Origin of the sequence: Staphylococcus sp. HMSC068C09 (assembly GCF_001813735.1) — a bacterium.
Taxonomy (GTDB): Bacteria; Bacillota; Bacilli; order Staphylococcales; family Staphylococcaceae; genus Staphylococcus; species Staphylococcus hominis.
The window spans coordinates 26,836-45,364 of sequence record NZ_KV813756.1 but is presented as its reverse complement, the minus strand read 5'-3'; the positions used below and the strand labels follow the sequence as shown (position 1 = coordinate 45,364).

The 18,529-nt window shown below is 30.8% G+C and carries 18 protein-coding genes; 4 read left to right on the top strand and 14 right to left on the bottom strand.

The window, feature by feature from the left end; translation table 11 throughout:
- Positions 1-258 precede the first annotated feature (258 nt).
- The 7 genes from ltaS to HMPREF2930_RS04940 form a co-directional block, all read right to left on the bottom strand.
- Complete coding sequence (gene ltaS / locus HMPREF2930_RS04965; RefSeq protein ID WP_017175955.1) at positions 259-2,196, bottom strand: polyglycerol-phosphate lipoteichoic acid synthase LtaS; 1,938 nt, start codon at positions 2,194-2,196, stop codon at positions 259-261.
- Between the two features lie 407 nt (positions 2,197-2,603).
- Positions 2,604-3,608, bottom strand: a complete 1,005-nt coding sequence (locus tag HMPREF2930_RS04960; protein ID WP_017175956.1) for a 5-oxoprolinase subunit C family protein — start codon at positions 3,606-3,608, stop codon at positions 2,604-2,606.
- On the bottom strand, positions 3,608-4,312 hold the full coding sequence (locus HMPREF2930_RS04955) for a 5-oxoprolinase subunit B family protein (RefSeq protein ID WP_017175957.1): 705 nt from the start codon (positions 4,310-4,312) through the stop codon (positions 3,608-3,610). Before HMPREF2930_RS04955 ends, HMPREF2930_RS04960 begins: the two co-directional genes overlap by 1 nt.
- 41 nt (positions 4,313-4,353) lie before the next feature.
- A complete protein-coding gene (locus HMPREF2930_RS11225) occupies positions 4,354-4,560 on the bottom strand; it encodes a hypothetical protein (protein ID WP_049335041.1) in 207 nt (68 codons plus the stop codon).
- A 53-nt stretch (positions 4,561-4,613) separates the two neighbouring features.
- Entirely contained in the window at positions 4,614-5,222 is a 609-nt protein-coding gene (locus HMPREF2930_RS04950; protein WP_017175958.1) for an aminotransferase class IV, read from the bottom strand.
- On the bottom strand, positions 5,223-6,365 hold the full coding sequence (locus HMPREF2930_RS04945; RefSeq protein WP_017175959.1) for a chorismate-binding protein: 1,143 nt from the start codon (positions 6,363-6,365) through the stop codon (positions 5,223-5,225). It abuts the gene before it with no gap.
- Positions 6,349-6,942 (bottom strand): anthranilate synthase component II, encoded by a 594-nt coding sequence (locus tag HMPREF2930_RS04940; protein ID WP_017175960.1) that lies wholly within the window; start codon positions 6,940-6,942, stop codon positions 6,349-6,351. The genes HMPREF2930_RS04945 and HMPREF2930_RS04940 overlap by 17 nt, the downstream gene beginning before the upstream one ends.
- Before the next feature lie 330 nt (positions 6,943-7,272).
- On the opposite strand from HMPREF2930_RS04940, the gene queC reads away from it, so the two are divergent.
- From queC to HMPREF2930_RS04920, 4 genes are all read left to right on the top strand, one after another.
- Complete coding sequence (queC, locus tag HMPREF2930_RS04935) at positions 7,273-7,950, top strand: 7-cyano-7-deazaguanine synthase QueC (RefSeq protein WP_017175961.1); 678 nt, start codon at positions 7,273-7,275, stop codon at positions 7,948-7,950.
- A complete protein-coding gene (gene queD / locus HMPREF2930_RS04930) occupies positions 7,947-8,366 on the top strand; it encodes a 6-carboxytetrahydropterin synthase QueD (RefSeq protein WP_017175962.1) in 420 nt (139 codons plus the stop codon). The genes queC and queD overlap by 4 nt, the downstream gene beginning before the upstream one ends.
- Positions 8,366-9,082: a 7-carboxy-7-deazaguanine synthase QueE gene (queE, locus tag HMPREF2930_RS04925; protein ID WP_017175963.1), complete on the top strand. Its 717-nt coding sequence runs from the start codon at positions 8,366-8,368 to the stop codon at positions 9,080-9,082. Before queD ends, queE begins: the two co-directional genes overlap by 1 nt.
- Before the next feature lie 108 nt (positions 9,083-9,190).
- On the top strand, positions 9,191-9,799 hold the full coding sequence (locus HMPREF2930_RS04920; RefSeq protein WP_017175964.1) for a hypothetical protein: 609 nt from the start codon (positions 9,191-9,193) through the stop codon (positions 9,797-9,799).
- 44 nt (positions 9,800-9,843) lie between these two features.
- Here HMPREF2930_RS04920 and HMPREF2930_RS04915 read toward each other — a convergent pair whose 3' ends face one another.
- From HMPREF2930_RS04915 to ybaK, 7 genes are all read right to left on the bottom strand, one after another.
- A complete protein-coding gene (locus tag HMPREF2930_RS04915) occupies positions 9,844-10,827 on the bottom strand; it encodes a glycosyltransferase family 2 protein (protein ID WP_017175965.1) in 984 nt (327 codons plus the stop codon).
- A 127-nt stretch (positions 10,828-10,954) separates the two neighbouring features.
- The gene (locus HMPREF2930_RS04910) at positions 10,955-11,794 is read right to left on the bottom strand and encodes an aldo/keto reductase (protein WP_017175966.1); all 840 of its coding nucleotides are present in this window, start codon (positions 11,792-11,794) and stop codon (positions 10,955-10,957) included.
- Positions 11,795-11,906: 112 nt separating this feature from the next.
- Positions 11,907-13,277, bottom strand: a complete 1,371-nt coding sequence (locus tag HMPREF2930_RS04905; RefSeq protein ID WP_002449560.1) for a hemolysin family protein — start codon at positions 13,275-13,277, stop codon at positions 11,907-11,909.
- A gap of 777 nt (positions 13,278-14,054) precedes the next feature.
- Positions 14,055-16,025 (bottom strand): PTS fructose transporter subunit IIABC, encoded by a 1,971-nt coding sequence (locus HMPREF2930_RS04900; protein ID WP_070597253.1) that lies wholly within the window; start codon positions 16,023-16,025, stop codon positions 14,055-14,057.
- Between the two features lie 5 nt (positions 16,026-16,030).
- A complete protein-coding gene (gene pfkB, locus HMPREF2930_RS04895; protein WP_002449570.1) occupies positions 16,031-16,951 on the bottom strand; it encodes a 1-phosphofructokinase in 921 nt (306 codons plus the stop codon).
- Positions 16,952-16,953: 2 nt separating this feature from the next.
- Positions 16,954-17,709, bottom strand: coding sequence for a DeoR/GlpR family DNA-binding transcription regulator (locus HMPREF2930_RS04890; protein WP_029376809.1), 756 nt, complete (start codon positions 17,707-17,709; stop codon positions 16,954-16,956).
- Positions 17,710-17,857: 148 nt separating this feature from the next.
- Positions 17,858-18,313, bottom strand: coding sequence for a Cys-tRNA(Pro) deacylase (gene ybaK, locus HMPREF2930_RS04885; RefSeq protein ID WP_172952310.1), 456 nt, complete (start codon positions 18,311-18,313; stop codon positions 17,858-17,860).
- Between the last annotated feature and the right edge of the window lie 216 nt (positions 18,314-18,529).

Below are 18,529 nucleotides of genomic sequence, written 5' to 3'. Positions count from 1 at the left end.
TTGTCTTAGGCATTTTTAATATATTGGCAGTCAATTCTAGTCTCGGGACTCCAACATAAAAATTTTCAATAAGAAAGTCTACGTCTAACGCAAGTTAAGAATGCGTTACCACAGTAAAACGAGGAATTCAAAATGAATTCTGTCCCACTCCCTTTCTTTTTTGTTTATTTTTAATGCAACGATAAAAAACCCGTAGATAAAACTTATCTACGGGCATTTAATATAGAATATTGATTTTACACACTCTCTAATATTGAATTATTTTTGATTTCCATAAGGACCTATTTTGTAGTCATATTTTGACGGATTAATTTTTTTGAAATCTGGATTATTGTAGAATCTGAATAGGTCACCATTTAATACGTCGTCACTCATTTCTAAATCTTTTTCCACCTGTTTCTTATTTTTTTCTAAATCTTTAGGTGGCGTTGTTATTAATTCATTATTTTTATTTGAATATACTTTACCATTCACAAATTTATAATCTTTTGTGATGAAATCACCATTACGGAATGGAATCACATCATTATGATCTTTAGATAACATATCTGTACCCAACATTAAATAATTCTTCGAGTCAATACCAACTAAATTTAAAATAGTAGGCATAACATCCACTTGTCCAGCATATGTTTCATCTACAGTCCCATTTTTGCCAGGAATTTTTAACCAGAAGCCAGTACGATTTAAATCTGTAAATTTAGCTGGTGTAATTTGCTCACCCAGTAATTTTTCCATTGCATTGTTATGGTTTTCAGAAATACCATAATGGTCACCGTAAATCATAATAACTGAATCATCATATAACCCTTTAGTTTTCAAATCATTAATATACTGTTCTAAAGCTTGATCTAAGTAATGCGCCGTTTGAATATATCCATCTACAGTAGAATCGCCTGTATTCGGCTTATCAATACTTGCATCTTCTGAATTTAAAGTAAATGGATAATGGTTAGTTAATGTAATTAAATGGGAATAAAAAGGTTGTTTCATTTTAGATTGATATTCTGCTGATGCTTTAAAGAAAGGTTTATCTTTTAACCCTAAATTCACGACATTTTCATCCGACATATCATAATATGTTGCATCGTAAAATTTATCTATACCAAAATGTTTATAAATTTGATCACGGTTCCAAAATGTTTTGTAATCCCCGTGCATAACATCAGAAGTGTAACCTTCTTTTTGATCTAAAATTGCTGGTAAAGATTGATATGTGTTATCTCCTTTTAATGAATACGCAGATCCTTGAGGTAAACCATATAAACTATTATCCATTGTAAATTCTGAATCAGAAGTTTTACCTTGTCCTGTTTGATGGAAGAAGTTTGGATAATATCTAAAGTCATCGTTACCAGTTGATAATTTATTTAAGAAAGGTGTAACTTCCTTACCATTTACTTTTTTATTAATTAAAAATGTTTGAAAACTTTCTAAATGTATTTTTATGATATTTTTCTTCTTAGCAATACCATAATATTCAGGGTTTGGTTCCGTATTTTTTTGTTTCGTATAATTTAAAACACGAGTTAAATCATCTTCAGAAGCCAATGCTTTTTGTTGATTGTTTTGAATCGTTTTAACACCATCATATACAGTAAAATTATATGGTCCTAAATATTTAACTAAATATTTGTGATCAAATGTACGAGTTAATAATTCAGGTCGATCAGTTTCAGCAAAAGCTAAGTTTAAAAAGAACAATGCAATTGATGCTGCCATCACTACTGGTACAAACTTTTTACTAAATACACGTTTGTCTAACCAACTTCGTTTAAAAATTAAAATAAACAGATATACAATCGTATCTAAGAAATACACAAAGTCATACCATTTAAAAGAGGCACTTACTGCGCCCCCCATCGATTGAACGTTACTCGCTTGATTTAATGTACTAAACGTTAAAAAGTCTGAGAAGAACCTAAAATAAACAACATTAGCATAGAGTAAAAATGTTAATAAGAATCCTCCAATAAAAATAAACCAATATGCTTTCTTACCTTTAAAGAACAAAAAGATACTTAAAATAAGCGCGATTAAACTATATGGATTCATCAATAGTATTAAATTTTGAACTAATCCTTTAACACCTAAAGAAAAATCTACATAGTATGAGAAATACGTTTTCAAGGTTACTGTAAATACAGTCATTAAGAAAAACGCAAAAAGACTTATTTTTCTTTTGTGTAAACTCATGAATGTTTCCTCCGTTTATAGTTATTCAAATACGGCCATTTACAAATGCTATTTTTAAAATTTAATATATTTTTAAAACAATAAAATTTTTAATTATCATTTAATAAAAGAACACTTTTTATTACTACATTTAATTGTTAACTATTTATTAAAAAAATATGAATTTTGTAATATTTTTGTAATAATACTTCATAGTTCAATATATAAATATAAAGTATTTTTACTTATTTATCAAGAAAAAGCTCAAGTTCAGCCTTCCCATTTATATACCTAATCATTTCTAAATTGTTAAACTTATTGATATATTATAACGCCTAATCTATTCAATTTAATCAGACTATAGTCCTATACCTTTACATTAAAAAATATCATTAAAATATTAATGTTCAATATTTTGATGATATTTTTTATTTTAACATTTCTAATTGCATTCGAAATTCGATACCATGAAATAATTGATTCGTCCAATTACTAAACTTAACAGTATTTTTTTCAGCCGTTTCAATATCTATAAATTGAAATTTCAAACGAGATCCTTGTGGTTTTTGAGCTAGTTTAGTCAAATGATAGCTTGCTATAGTACCTATTTGTGGATAACTTCCAATCGTATAATGATCATTTAATAAAATAATAGGTGTACCATCACGTTTTACTTGAATAGTGCCCTTTTTTACTGGTTGATACTCAGGCATGTCTTCATAATATGCTTTGATACTAGGACCCTCTAGTAACATCCCTACACGATTAGACTTATTCGTTACTTTGTACTCTCCATGTATAAATGTTTGTTGTATATCAGTATCAAAATCATTTGTTCCTTTATTAGCAATGACGTGAAATACATCAGAAACATAATTAAACGATAAAGCATAACCATCAATTCCCCAACTTGTTGTTCGCTGATGTGCTAAATTTTCCAAAAGTTTACGGTGTCGTGATGTATAATCACGTTTCATTTCAATTTCATCGCCTTCTTGAAGTGTTCTTCCATGAAATCCTCCAACACCAATATTTAAATCTGTTGAAGTTGAATTTAACCAAGAATCTAATTTAAATCCTCCCCCAATAGCTAAATAAACACGAGATGTTGTACTCGTTTCTTTGAAAGACAATACTTCTCCTTTTTCTACTAAATACAATTTATAAGGTTTAATTTTCATATTTTCTGTACACGCTTCAAAGTGATGACCTGTTAAAGCAATTAAAGTAGGCTCTGTGAATCTAATTTTCGCCATAATATGTGTCATTTCTAAAGTTGCTTCGTTTTTATCATTTGCTACAAGACGATTCGCAATTTCATGTCCTAATATATCTAATGCACCGCCTGGTATGACTCCCTCATATTCATACCCTTGGCGTCCAAAGTCTTGGAATGTGCTAAAAAGTCCAGGTTTTTCTATTATGATTGACATTATTTAAAATCTCCTAATTCAGCATCATTTGGATTTTTAGGATGAAATAAGACATTATCTCCTAATTTTAATAAATTAAAGTGATCGCGCTCTGGTGAAAATAATTTAATTGGGGTATAGCCAATGACTAACCAATCGTTATAAGTATCCGTCGTTACAATGCCACATTTTTTCCCTTCAATAATGACAGAACCTGCCGGCACTCTTTTTTTCTTCTGACTTGTGTGATTAACATATAATTTTTCATTCATTCCTGTTAAATAAGGAAAGCCTGGAGAGTATCCCATCATAGAGACAAAGTAATGTGATTTTGAATGAAGTTGAATAAATTCCTCTTTGGATAGACGATAGTATTTTAATAGAGCCTCTAAATCAGGTCCAAACTGATCACCATAAACCACAGGAATATTATGAAAATGACACGCTGTTTGTTTATTTTCGATATGTTCTAATTCAGTTTGAATTGAATTTACAAGTGCCTTCATATATTGAAATGGCGATGAAATATTATAATGTTTAATCATATCTCGAGCATCATAACAAATCATCATACTAGATTCTGTAGGTACAATATCAGTGATGAAAGGTAAGTCTTTATTTAATAAATGTGTACGTACAGCAATTAAATTTTTAGTTACATCTTCAGCGACTTCTTGTTCAATATCTATAATAATCGCTTGATCTCCTTGACTATAAATTTTCATTATTGCACCTCTTATTACATTCTAAATTATTTGAATCTATTTTATTGATGATAAAATAAATTTAATAAATGCGTAGCATATGGCATGATGGATTGAATTAAAAGATATACTAGTACAAATTGAAACAACACAGTCATTGTTCCTACAATACGCGGTAGCATAATTAGATTATGCTTCAAATATCGATTGATTATATATTTACTTAAACTATTGAGTAATACGATAAGTATTAACCATAATAATGCCATAACTTTCTCCATTATTAACTAAATTAAATTTCACAATATCTATCAATTGTATTTTATATATAAATAGATACCTGAGCAACTTCACGTAGACTATTCAGTAAATAAACTTCTACTTCTTCATTTTCCAGTTTTATTATTAATTCATCTTTAGTGTAATCTTTCACCTTAAGTTTATGATTTTTTAATAAACTTTCTCTCATACATCCTCGTAAAAAATCTTTATTATATCGTGGCGTATAATAGTTTCCATTTTCTTTAATCATAATATTTCCAATATCAAATTCTAAAATTTTGCCACTATCATCATACAGTAGTATCAAATCTGTTTCATGATTATGCGTTAAATGTGCTCTTTCTGTTGTTTTATTTATAATGAATTTTTGTGGATAATCACTGTTAGATTTTTTAAAACGTGCAGTAAAAATGTCTTTAGAAGATAATGGCTGAATAACGTGAGTGAATTGTCCGTCTTTATCAATTTCTACTTTCAAACGATATAAGCGGTCATTATAATTTTGTTTTAATTTTTCAATATAACTATACCAAGCATTCTCTGAAAACTGAAAACCTAATTGTGAACAAGAATGACATAGTCGACGCGTATGATAGTTTAACCTTGGTATATGACCATGATTAAGTTGCATTGTTTCAAATAATTTCAATCATAACTCCTCCAATATTTTGGTTTTGTCTCGAAATTCTTGAATTTCATTTAATGGAACAGAATCAATGGTAATTCCCGCACCTACCCCGTAAAGAGCCATATTATTTCGATATTCTACTGTTCTAATTGGAATGTTAAAAATCATTTTATCATCTGGTAACAATAAACCTATTGTGCCGCAATAAATATATCTTGGACTGGTTTCTAAGTGTTTGATATAAGTCATTGTACTTTGTTTAGGCGCACCAGTGATCGATCCACATGGAAACATTGCTGTTAAAATCGAATGAAGAGATATAGCATCTTCTAGTTGCCCTGTTACCATACTTGTCATTTGATATACGGTTTGATACGTTTCAATAAAGAACAATTTATAAACCTCGATGGTTCCAGTTTTTGAAATCCTTGACATATCATTACGTAATAAATCAACAATCATTACATTTTCTGCTCTATCTTTATGAGAATACATTAATTTTTCATAATTCAACTGATCTTCTACACTAGTTTTCCCACGTGGCATTGTTCCTTTCATCGGCTTACTAACAATCACGTTTGCTTTATCGTTAAATGTACCTTTTTGAAAAAATAACTCTGGAGAAATTGACGCAACTTTTACTTCTTCAGTATCTAATAAAGCTGTATAGCTACCGTTATTGTTGTGAGTTAAATAGGTATATAACATTGAAATAGGATAATGCACTTTACTGGATAAACGAGTAGTATAGTTAACTTGATAAGTATCTCCTTCTGTAATAGCTTCTTGTATTTTAATAATTTTTCTTCTCATTTGTTCGTCACTTTCTTGGAATTGAAAGTGATGTACTGAATGATATTGTATATTGTCCTTATTATTATCAGAATTTAAGGGTTGATTAAAAGCGTATGCAGCAGCATATACTTCTTTTTCTATTAAGTGATACGTTTCTAATTGATTATTAAAAAATGGCGCTGATTCATAAGTTAAATATAACGCTACATAATGCCCCTTTTTCTGTTGTTCTTCAGCAAATTGAATAACTTCACCTACTTCTTCTAAAGAATAGGCAATTGATTTTGAAATATATTGATCAAATCGCAATTGATAATTGATGTAGTCATCTTCATTAGTATAATAACGGTAATTAAACGTAATATTCATGTGTTTTTCCTACTCTCTCTATAAAGTATTGAATCTGCTGATGACCATATTCACTTAATATAGATTCAGGATGATACTGTACTGCAAAAATAGGTAGTGTATCATGTTCAAATGCCATCATAATACCTTCATTATTTGTAGCTGTAATATTTAATTGAGAAGGTAATTGTTGCCTATTAGCAATTAAAGAATGATAACGCATGACATTAAAATTTTGAGGTAACTGTTTGAAAAGTCCTTTACCTGTATGCATTATAGGTGTTGTATGACCATGAACGGGCTTTGGCCCATGCATAATTTCCCCTCCATAATATTCATAGATGAGTTGAAACCCTAAACAGATACCTAATATAGGCACCGATGAGGCGTATCTATCTAAAACGCTTTTCAAAATTGGATAGTCACTTGGTTTTCCCGGACCTGGAGATATGACAATAGCTTCAATTGTTAATTCTTCAAGTAATGCTACAGTCACTTCTGTTACCTTTATTACCTTTACACAATGAGAAGTTTTTGTTTTTATGTAATCAATCAAGTTATATGTAAATGAATCATTATTATCTATGACTATAATCATAATTATTTCCAACCTTCAAAATAATATATTAAAATACAATTTTATATAAGCGCTTTTTTTAATATTCTATAAACTAGCACTTGATTTTAAGATATGAATATATTAAGCTATCTATCGTATAATTCGAATATAAAGAGGTTCCTAGCTGAAACCCTCTATAAAAAACTAGACCTTTGTAGAAATATTTATATAAGCTTTTTAATGTACATATGTTCTACATCTTTTAAGTCTATCTTTTTATAGAGATAGGCTTTTTTTATATTTTATATCCAATGTTTTCATTCTATTTCATCATAAATTAAAAATATTAACTTTTAAAGGAGAAACGTTATGCCAAACAGTGTTTTGAATTCTGAAAAAGCAATTGTTGTGTTTAGTGGTGGTCAAGATAGTACAACCTGTCTTTTCTACGCCAAAAGACATTTTAAAGAGGTTGAACTTGTCACATTCAATTATGGGCAAAGACATAATACAGAAATCGAAGTAGCTTCTAAAATAGCAAAAGATCAAGGGTTGAAACACCATATTTTAGACATGTCTTTACTATCTCAACTTACTCCAAATGCATTAACAAAACATGACATGAAAATTGAGACAGGAGAAGATGGTATACCAAATACTTTTGTACCTGCTCGTAATTTATTATTCTTGTCATTTGCTGGAGCTCTTGCTTATCAAGTGAATGCGAAACACATCATTACGGGTGTATGTGAAACAGACTTCTCTGGTTACCCAGATTGCCGAGATAGTTTTATTAAATCTATGAATGTCACACTTAGTTTATCTATGGATAGAGACTTTGTTATTCATACACCCTTAATGTGGTTAGATAAAACGCAAACTTGGGAACTCAGTGATGAATTAGGTGTCCTCGATTATGTGCGCCACAATACGCTTACATGCTACAACGGTATTATTGGAGATGGATGCGGAGAATGTCCAGCTTGTAAATTAAGACAACGTGGACTTCATCAATATTTAGAACAAAAAGGAGATGCGTCATTATGATACAACAAGTTTATCCTACAGTGAATCACCCTTATACATTTGAATTAAATAAAGATTTCAATTTTTCTGCGGCACATTTTATTCCTAGTGAAGATGCTGGAAAATGCATGAGAACACATGGACATACTTATTTTGTTAACTTAACTATTGTTGGAGATACACTCGACCATAATGGATTTTTAATTAATTTTAGTGAATTAAAACGATTGGTCCATGACCAATTTGATCACTATTTATTAAATGATTTACCTCAATTTAAAGATAAAAGTCCTTCTACTGAAATTGTGGCACAGACAATTTTTGAAATCGTACAAGCTCATCTTAACGAGTATGACAATAAACCTAAATGTGTACAAGTGTATTTACGTGAAACACCATCAAGTTATGTTGTCTATCGTCCAAAGGAGAATAAATAATGCCTTCAAAAATACCAGTTTTAGAAATTTTTGGTCCTACTATTCAAGGAGAAGGACGAGTTATAGGACGAAAAACAATGTTTGTCCGCACAGCAGGATGCGATTATCGTTGTAGTTGGTGCGATTCCGCCTTTACGTGGGATGGTAGCGCTAAAGATGATATAGAGTTATTAACTGCTCAAGACATTTATGATCGTTTAAAAGAAATTGGCGGTAATCAATTTGATCATGTCACTATTTCTGGAGGTAACCCTGCATTAATCAAAGGAATTCAAGATTTAGTAGATTTATTTGAAGAAAAAAATATTTTTACGGCATTAGAAACCCAAGGCAGTAAATTTCAACCTTGGATGCGACAAATTAACGATTTAACAATTAGTCCTAAACCGCCTAGCTCTAATATGGTGCCTAATTTAGAAATATTAGATGATGTCATAGAACAATGTATACCATCAACATTGAACTTGAAAGTAGTTGTTTTTGATAAAGAAGATTATCAATTTGCTAGAATGATTCATCATCGTTATCCTAATATTCCATTTTATTTGCAAGTAGGAAACCCTTATTTAGATGATGATGTTGAACATCATACCGAAAAATTACTTGGTCGCTATGAAACCCTTGTAGACACAGTAATGAATAGCAGTGATATGAATCACGTGTATGTTTTACCTCAGTTACATACATTGTTATGGAGTAATAAGAAAGGTGTATAATTAGTAAATTATAATAGAATATTATTTATTAAGTGTTTTGAAATGATTAAGTTTATTTTAATTGCTATAATATTTTAATGAACTACACACACGTGATAGGAGTACACCATGATTATATATGTATTTATTAATATAGCCATTACAATATGTGTTCTGGGTTTTGATTTATATCGGCATCATTTCAAACAACTAACGTTTAACTCCGTTCTATTATCCATTGTTATCAATGCTATTATTAATAGTATTGTGATTGAAAAGTTCAATTTTATAACATTTGCTTCAATTATATTTTTCTTAAGTTGGACAATCTTACAATATTATTTAAATCGTAAACATATATACTTAATGATTTCAGAGTATAAATCTCTTGCATTCATTTTTGCAATTATGATTAGTTGCTCATTATTTATCACTTTTGAATCTAGCGATCAATCAGTCTATATGTCTATCCCTTATTTAGCTCCAGCTATATTTATCGTAGGCTTAAGCATTGATTTCATAAGTACTTTTTCAAAAAATGAAATGAATCATCTTAAATTTTTGAGTAAGCTACAACATCCTATTATGATTGGTCATACAATTATTATTATTTCAATTATACTTTTGACCTTATTAACGTCATTTTGGTATATCTTCATAATTATTTATGCTTTATTTGATATATATTTATTGTGGCAACTCAAACATAATCATATTGAAAATGACTTAAAAAAATAAACATGTAAGAAGCTATGATGTAAGAGCTTTTACATGTTTATTTTTTATTGATAAATTTTTTCTTTTTCTGCAACTACTTTTTCAATAGGTGCTTTTAAATTGGAAGCTTCTACAATATATTTTGGTCTTTGTTTTACTTCGTAATAAATTCGCCCAATATATTCGCCAACGACACCAATAGACATTAACTGAATGCCACCTAATAACAATACAGCTGCTATTGTTGTAAAGTAACCCGGATGATTAATTCCATTCATTAAAATGCCTATTAACAAATAAATAATATAAATGATGCTTAATCCAAAGATAAACATTCCAAGATATATCATTGCTCTCAGTGGTTTATTATTAAATGATATTAATCCATCAATCCCATAATTTAATAACTTGGTAAAAGTCCATTTAGATTCTCCAGCTTCTCGTTCTACATTTTTATAAGTAAAAATCTTTGTATTATATCCTATCCATTCAAATAACCCTTTAGAAAATCGATTATATTCATTTAATGAAACAATCGATTTAACTGCACGTTGACTTAATAATCGAAAATCTCCTACACCATCACTAAATTTAATATCTTCGACAAAGCTATTAATGAGCTTATAGTACAACTTTGACATTGTTTTACGTGCAACATTTTCACCACTACGATCTCGTTTAGCGACAACTTGATCAAACCCTTGTTGATACATTTCAACCATTTTAGGTATAAATTCCGGAGGATGTTGTAAATCTCCATCAATCATTACGACTGCATCAACATTCACACTGTGTTGAAAACCAGCAATCATTGCTGCTTCTTTACCAAAATTTCGACTGAAAGAAATATATTTAACATGTTCATCGTATTCCGCTAAATGTTGTATATGCTCAATCGTATTATCTTTACTACCGTCATCAATAAATAACAAGTCATAATAATAACGACGAGTTTTACTATTCTCCGTCAAAATTTCAGTCAATCTATCGTAAGTTTTTTTTACGACTTTACCTTCATTGAAGCAAGGTATAATGACTCTGATTTTCATCTAATTACATCCTTTTCTACATTCTTTCCAATATTGTATCAATAAAATCAATAAACATTCTACTAATAACCATGTAATTAACAAATAATTAACATTAATTCCAGCTTTTGTAATAATTTAAACTATATTATTTTAAATCACCTATTGCTACATCATCTGGATCTTTACCTTGACGTGCATTTCTATTTAAACTATCAATTTCCGCAATCTCAGTAAGTTCTAAATTAAAGTCAAAAATATCATAATTTTCACGAATACGAGATGGCGTTTTTGATTTAGGAATAATAATTCTGTCATGGGCTAGATGCCAACGTAATACAATTTGTGCTGGTGTTTTGTCATATTGTTCTGCTAATTTTGTAATTACTGGATCATCTAATAATCCTCGATTTCTCATAAGTGGCATCCAAGCTGTAACAGTAATATCATGTTTATCACAATAATCTTGTACATCTTGTTGATTAAAATAAGGATGAACTTCTATTTGATTAATTTGAGGTACAATAGTTGTCTCTTTCATCAATGTTTCTAAGTGATGGGGTTTAAAGTTACATACACCAATCGCTTTAATTTTACCTTCATTATATAATTTTTCTAATGCTTTATAAGATTCAATATATAAGCCATCTTTTTCACATGGCCAATGAATTAAATATAAATCTAAATAATCCAATCCTAAGTTTTCTAAAGATTTATTAAAATATTCTAATGTATTATCATATCCTTGATAATCATTCCATAATTTAGAAGTAATAAATACGTCTTCTCTCGCAATATCACTGTTGTTTAAAGCTTTACCTAGTGCTTGTTCATTACCGTAAAAATAAGCAGTATCAAATGCACGATATCCCGCTTCTAATGCTGTTTGTACTGCGGTTTCCATCTCATCATCTTCCATTTTATAAACGCCTAGTCCTACTTTAGGCATTGGGTAACCATTATTTAACACTTGTGTATCATTTATCATTTATGCCACATCCTATTCAATATATTTTTTCAACTAAAAATTAACATAACTTAATTTCTTTTACGCATACAAATAAAGACACTTAGGTTTACATACCCAAGTGCCTTTATTTTTATTCATCCGATTCATGTTTATGATCGTGATTGTCTTCTTCCTCTTCATCACTAATCACAGGTCTTGTTTCATTAAATTGGTATTTAAGTACAACCCATACCAATTGGTGATTATCCATTTCAGAAACAATCCATCGATCGTATTTTGTATCTATATAATCTTCAACTTGAAGATTAGTATTGTGTGCTTGTAACCATCCACCTATTGTATCGATATCTTCAGAATCTTCAAAAGTGATATCAAATTTTTCATGTAAATCATCAAGTAAGACACGTCCGTTAATTTGATATATATCTTCCTCTAATTTAACAATATCATTTATTTCATCATCATCAAATTCATCTCTGATTTCACCGACAATCTCTTCAAGAATATCTTCCATTGTTAAAATACCGGCAGTACCACCATATTCGTCAATAATAAGACTAATATGAACATGTTCACGTTGCATTGAAACTAATGCATCGCTAATACGAGTTGTTTCTGAAATCATAGGTAATTCATGAATATAATTAGAGATTTTAATTGTTCTACCTGAAGCATATTCTGTTAAAAATTCTTTTACATTAATAAAACCTTTTATATGGTCTTTATCCCCATCTTCAGTAATTGGATAACGTGTAAATTGATGTTCTTTAATCGTGTCAAGTAATTCGTCAACATTAAATGGTTCGTTTAACGTTACCATTTGTGTACGTGGAACCATGATATCTTTCGCATGTCTTTCGTCAAATGAAAAGATATTTTGCATGTAATTCAGTTCTGTTTGATTAATTTCTCCACCATTATAACTATTATTAATAATGATTTTAATCTCTTCCTCAGACATTGCATCTGCTTGCGCATCAGGGTCAACACCAAGCATTCTAATAATTACTCGTGCCGAACCATTCATTAACCATATTAATGGCTTCATGACATTACCAAAATAATATAATGGTCTAGCATAAGTTAATGCTAATTTTTCAGTATGTTGTATTGCTATTGATTTAGGTGCTAACTCACCTAACACTACATGTAAATAAGTTACAACAATAAACGAAATCACAAATGAAATGGTTGTAGTCACTGCACTTGGCAAATGTAATAGATTAAAAAGTGGATGTAATAGTTTTTCGAATGTCGGTTCACCTAACCAACCTAAACCTAAAGATGTAACTGTAATACCAAGTTGACATGCTGATAAATAATAATCAAGATTAGCAATCATCTTTTTAACAATTTTTGCACTTCCATTACCTTCATCAGCAAGTTGTTCAATTCTTGTTGAACGTACTTTTACTAATGCAAATTCAGATCCAACGAATACGGTTGTTAAAGCGATTAATAGAAAAAATATTACTAAATTAATTATGGTCACTGTTTCCAATTAGTTCCCTATTTCTAGGGATTCACCTCCAAATATTATGTGTCTCTAATGAGTAACACGAATTTAATACGTCATACTTATCACCGTTATAAACGCATGTTAAGACCTTCCCATTAAGACACCCCCAAAAAAATGTATTACTTTAATATTACCATATTTCTATACTAAATGGTTAAATAAGAATAAGAAAGCTTTTAACATTTAAAATCATTTAAAAAGCATTATATAATGATTTTCTTCCTACTATTTCATATATACTTCAATAGTCCTTGTAATAAATTTTTAAGAAAATCAGAGAAATGATATGTGAGGAATTTTTAATTAAATGCTATAAAAGTACAATAATACTCCAGGATGGTTATTTGTTTCTTAAACTCAAATTCCCATTTAAACCTAATCTGTAGTAATAGTCAAGTACATATATATCTATGTCTTTTTAATTATATACTAACTATATAATAAAAGATTGGACAGAATTCGTTAATCCCTTCGATAATGTAACCCCAGCTTTCGTTGAGCGTTGGGTTTCTCAGGAAACCCTTTTTGCTGAGGCCCCAACCCCAGCTTTCGTTGAACGTTGGGTTTCCTAGAAAACCCTTTTTGCTGGCACTCCACCCCAAATTTCTTTGAACATTGCTTTTTTACAAAGATTTCGATGCTAGTACTCCTTGAAATAATCTTGATACTACACGTTTTCAATTCAATGACCAAATATCAATATATAAAAAAATGCCTGAGACAACTCATTATGTCTCAGGCTCATTAAATTAATGTTTATTATTCATCCATAGATTCTGAAGCTTTAATTTCTTGTTCTGTTAATTTTGGTTTCAGTAAACCATAAAGTACTGCTGAAACAAGTGTACCTATAATTAAAGCAATGATAGTTTGGATAATATGACTAAAGTCTGTGGCTGCTATAACGATGATACCACCATGAGGTGCATTAATTCTTGAACCAAGTCCTAATGCAATCGCTCCAGCAACACCTGAACCGACCATCATTGATGGAATCACACGTAATGGGTCAGCAGCTGCAAAAGGTATGGCACCTTCTGTGATGAATGATAGACCCATAACATAGTTAGGTACGATTGAGCCACGTTGCTCTTTTGTAAATTTACGTTTAAAGATAAACATTGCTGTGGCAATTGCTAATGGTGGAATCATACCACCAACCATTGCTGCTGTTATTGGTGCAGCATTACCTTCAGTTAAAGCAGCTGTCGCAAATACATAAGCTGCTTTATTGAATGGACCTCCCATATCAATTGCCATCATAGCTCCAATAACTAATCCTAATAGCATAATGTTAGAACCAGATAAACTATTTAAACCATTTAATAATAGATTGTTTAACCATGCTGCAGGTGGATTAAATACATAAATCATTAATAATCCAGTAATTGTCACACTTAATAGTGGATAAATTAATGTTGGTTTTAAACCTTCAACTGCTTGAGGTAAATTACGAGTAATATATTTGATACCTTGTGTTAAATAACCCGCTAAGAAACCAGCAATAATACCACCGATAAACCCAGAGCCACCAGAAATTGCTAACATACCGCCAACTAGGCCAGCTGCAAAACCTGGTTTATCTGCAATACTACGAGAAATGAAACCAGCTAAGATTGGAATAATTAATGCAAAGGCACTCTTATTACCAATATTCCACAATTGTTCTGCAAACGCATTGTGTTCAGGACTTTTTGGATCAAATGAGTTGGCGCCAAATAAGAATACAATCGCCATTAAGATACCACCAGCAATAACAAGTGGTAACATATTAGAAACACCATTCATTAAGTGTTTATAAAATGCTTTACCTGGACTTAATTTTTCATCATTACTATCTTTATCTGTATTTTTTTGTCCACCATGTGCTTTAAATGGTTTTCTACTTGTATCAAGTGCTGTATTAATTAACTCTTCAGGACGTTTAATTCCGTCTGCTACTGGAACCTCAACTACATTTTTACCATCGAAACGATCTGTTTCTACATGAACATCGGCAGCTACAATAATCCCAGTTGCACGTTCAATATCTTGATGAGTTAAATGGTTTTTAATACCACTTGAACCATTTGTTTCAACTTTTATTTTCACTCCCATTTTTTCTGCTTGTTTTTTCAAAGCATCACGGGCCATATACGTATGTGCAATACCTGTTGGACACGCTGTTACAGCTAAAACGTAAGGTTCGTTAGCATTATCATTCGCTGATGCGCCAGTTGTTGCTTGTGCTTCATCCTCTTGTTCTTGAGCTTCTTTTTCTTCTTCTTTAGTTGCTTCATCATCAGCATCATCAATAATACGAAGTATTTCTTCTTTCGAATTAGCCTGTAATAGATTTTCTCTTACTGTATCGTCCATTAAAATGCCTGACAATTTAGCTAATGCATCTAAATGTGTTTGTGCGCCACCCTCTGGTGCTGCAATCATAAAGAATAAATGCGCAGGTTGACCATCTAAACTTTGATAGTCCACACCTTCTTTTGATTTACCAAAAGCAATCGCAGGTGATGTCACTGCTGCTACTTTAGCATGTGGAATGGCTATTCCTTCACCAATTCCCGTTGTACTTTGTGACTCACGATTATGAATCGCTTCCTTAAATTGAGCTATATCGCTTAATTTACCAGCTGAATCTAATTGATTAACTAATTCATCAATGACGCCATTTTTATCACTAGCTGATAAATCCATAGCAATAGTTTCTTTTGTAAGTAATTCTGTTATTCTCAACTCTATCACTCCCCATCAAGTACAGAAATTGTAACTTGTGACTTGATTTTTTCTATATCTTCTCTTAATGCTAAGTCATCATTAAATGCCGTAGCCGTACCTGAAGCTACTGCTTGGCAAAATGCTTCTTCAAGTGATAGTCCCAACTCAAGACCCGCTACCATACCTGCAACTGTACTGTCACCAGATCCTACTGTATTTACAACTTCACCTTTAGGATTTTGGGCTTTAATACTTCTTGTCTCGTCAACATATATGGCACCATCTCCACCTAAAGAAATAATGACAGATTGAGCTCCATTTTTTACTATTTCTCTACCATACTTAACGACATCTTGATCTGATTTAATTGTGACATCAAACATTTCTTCTAATTCATCTTTATTCGGTTTAATAAATAAAGGATGATATTCTAACACTGTATTAACTAAATCTCTTTCAGCATCCACTACTAATTTTGCACCTGTTTCTTGAGTGATTTTTGCAATTTGAGCATAAGCATCACTCGGAATACTTTTTGGAACACTTCCTGCTACAATGACAGTGTCCTCCTTAGAAGTATGTCTGATCTGATTTAATAATGCTTCAAACTGCTCAGACGTCACATTCGGACCAGGTGCATTAATTTCAGTTTCATCGCCGGATTTTAATTTAACATTAATACGAGTATCTTCATTTACTTTAATAAACTCCGTATTAATATCGCTTTGTTCCAAAATGCTAGAAATAAATTCCCCAGGAAAACCTCCAGCAAATCCTAATGCCGTAGATGAAACATCTAAAGTTTTCAACACGCGAGAAACATTAATACCTTTTCCACCAGCAAATTTGTATGTTTCTCTAGCTCTATTAAGCCCTTTTAGCTCAAATCCATCAGTAAACATGATGTAATCAATAGATGGATTAAATGTCACTGTATATATCATAATTAACCTCCTAAAAAGTGGTATTTCTCTTTGTATTCGTTGTAGCGATTATGATTTCGTAATTGCTCAGATACGATGTACTCAACATGGCAAGTTTTGGTTGAGACATGCGCAAAATATGTTTCATCTAATTTTGAATGGTCTAATAAAACATAAGATGTGGTTGCTTGATGTATTGCTCTTTCTTTAATTAATGCTTCTTTTTCATCGGGTGTGGTTAATCCATGATTCAAATCTAAGCCATTCATACCTATGAAAGCTTTATCAAAACAATAACGTCTTAAAACTTCAAGGGCACTTGCTCCGACAGTAGCAAAAGTGGTAGCTTTTACTTCTCCACCAATCATCAAGGTTTTAATACCTCGATGAAGTAATCTTTCAACGTGAGACAATCCGTTTGTAACCACTACGATATCTTGTGCTTTTATAAATGGAATCATCTCAATTGTAGATGAACCTGCATCCATAAAAATATAATCATTATCTTCAATGAGCTGAGCTGCCTTTCTTCCAATTTCTCTTTTTTCTTTTAGATTTGTAGACAGTTTTTCAGATAAAATAGGTTCTTGGTTTCTATGACTATTAAGTGTTGCACCACCATGAACACGTTGAAGACGTCCAAGTTGTTGTAACTTTGATAAATCTCTTCTTATAGTTGAAGCACTACAACCTGTTCGTTCAATTAACTCTTGGAGTGATAAAAAATCTTTTTTCTTAAGTTCTTGTAAAATTAAACTTTGTCGTTTTTCAGAAATCATCTTTAACACTCCTTTACAACTTTTATTATAGTGTTTACGCTTACATATTTCAATCAAAAATTATCAAAAACGTTCAAAAACGTTCAAAAAAACCGAAAAATTAACAGAGTGTTCACAATGTATATCATTGCTCACTCTGCTAATACATTTAATGTTGAGTAATACGTGCTGTTTGTGCCTGTGTAACTGCAATTAAATCATTAGGTTCAAGTATAATTTGCATGCCTCGTTGACCACCACTCACATTGATTTTGTCTCGTGATAAAGCTGACTCATCAATAATCGTTGGAAACGAATGTTTCATTCCTATTGGAGAACACCCTCCTCTTATATAGCCAGTAACTTTTTTTAAATCATCCATCGGCATCAAATTAAGTTTCTTTTCACCTATGACATGTGCCACTTCTTTTAAATCTAATGTTTCACTAACTGGTATAACACATACAAAATGATCATGATTAGCATTTTCTAACACTAACGTTTTATAAACGTCTTTCACATTCGCATGCACTAATTCCGCAATTGTTTCTCCATCTAAATGTTCTTCACCTATTTCAAATGTATTTACTGAATAATTAATCTTAGCTCTATCAAGCATTCTCATTGCATTGGTTTTCTTATGTTTCAATGTAACACCTCATTTATCTTCTTTATATATCTAATTTTACTACTCTTTGTGACAAATAAAAAATAGAGTAAGATAGAAACCTTTAGATTTCACTTTCTTACTCTGATTTTATATTACATGTTTATTTAACTTAATTTGCAGAAATTATCTCAACTTTACCCACTTTATTAATTGTTATATCTTCTGCTTTTT

Bases quoted from the DNA above. Each gene is read 5' to 3' on its own strand.
- ltaS (WP_017175955.1), bottom strand. From the start codon at position 2,196: ATGAGTTTACACAAAAGAAAAATAAGTCTTTTTGCGTTTTTCTTAATG.
- HMPREF2930_RS04960 (WP_017175956.1), bottom strand. From the start codon at position 3,608: ATGTCAATCATAATAGAAAAACCTGGACTTTTTAGCACATTCCAAGAC.
- HMPREF2930_RS04955 (WP_017175957.1), bottom strand. From the start codon at position 4,312: ATGAAAATTTATAGTCAAGGAGATCAAGCGATTATTATAGATATTGAA.
- HMPREF2930_RS11225 (WP_049335041.1), bottom strand. From the start codon at position 4,560: ATGGCATTATTATGGTTAATACTTATCGTATTACTCAATAGTTTAAGT.
- HMPREF2930_RS04945 (WP_017175959.1), bottom strand. From the start codon at position 6,365: ATGAATATTACGTTTAATTACCGTTATTATACTAATGAAGATGACTAC.
- HMPREF2930_RS04940 (WP_017175960.1), bottom strand. From the start codon at position 6,942: ATGATTATAGTCATAGATAATAATGATTCATTTACATATAACTTGATT.
- queC (WP_017175961.1), top strand. From the start codon at position 7,273: ATGCCAAACAGTGTTTTGAATTCTGAAAAAGCAATTGTTGTGTTTAGT.
- queD (WP_017175962.1), top strand. From the start codon at position 7,947: ATGATACAACAAGTTTATCCTACAGTGAATCACCCTTATACATTTGAA.
- queE (WP_017175963.1), top strand. From the start codon at position 8,366: ATGCCTTCAAAAATACCAGTTTTAGAAATTTTTGGTCCTACTATTCAA.
- HMPREF2930_RS04920 (WP_017175964.1), top strand. From the start codon at position 9,191: ATGATTATATATGTATTTATTAATATAGCCATTACAATATGTGTTCTG.
- HMPREF2930_RS04915 (WP_017175965.1), bottom strand. From the start codon at position 10,827: ATGAAAATCAGAGTCATTATACCTTGCTTCAATGAAGGTAAAGTCGTA.
- HMPREF2930_RS04910 (WP_017175966.1), bottom strand. From the start codon at position 11,794: ATGATAAATGATACACAAGTGTTAAATAATGGTTACCCAATGCCTAAA.
- pfkB (WP_002449570.1), bottom strand. From the start codon at position 16,951: ATGATATATACAGTGACATTTAATCCATCTATTGATTACATCATGTTT.
- HMPREF2930_RS04890 (WP_029376809.1), bottom strand. From the start codon at position 17,709: ATGATTTCTGAAAAACGACAAAGTTTAATTTTACAAGAACTTAAGAAA.
- ybaK (WP_172952310.1), bottom strand. From the start codon at position 18,313: ATGAGAATGCTTGATAGAGCTAAGATTAATTATTCAGTAAATACATTT.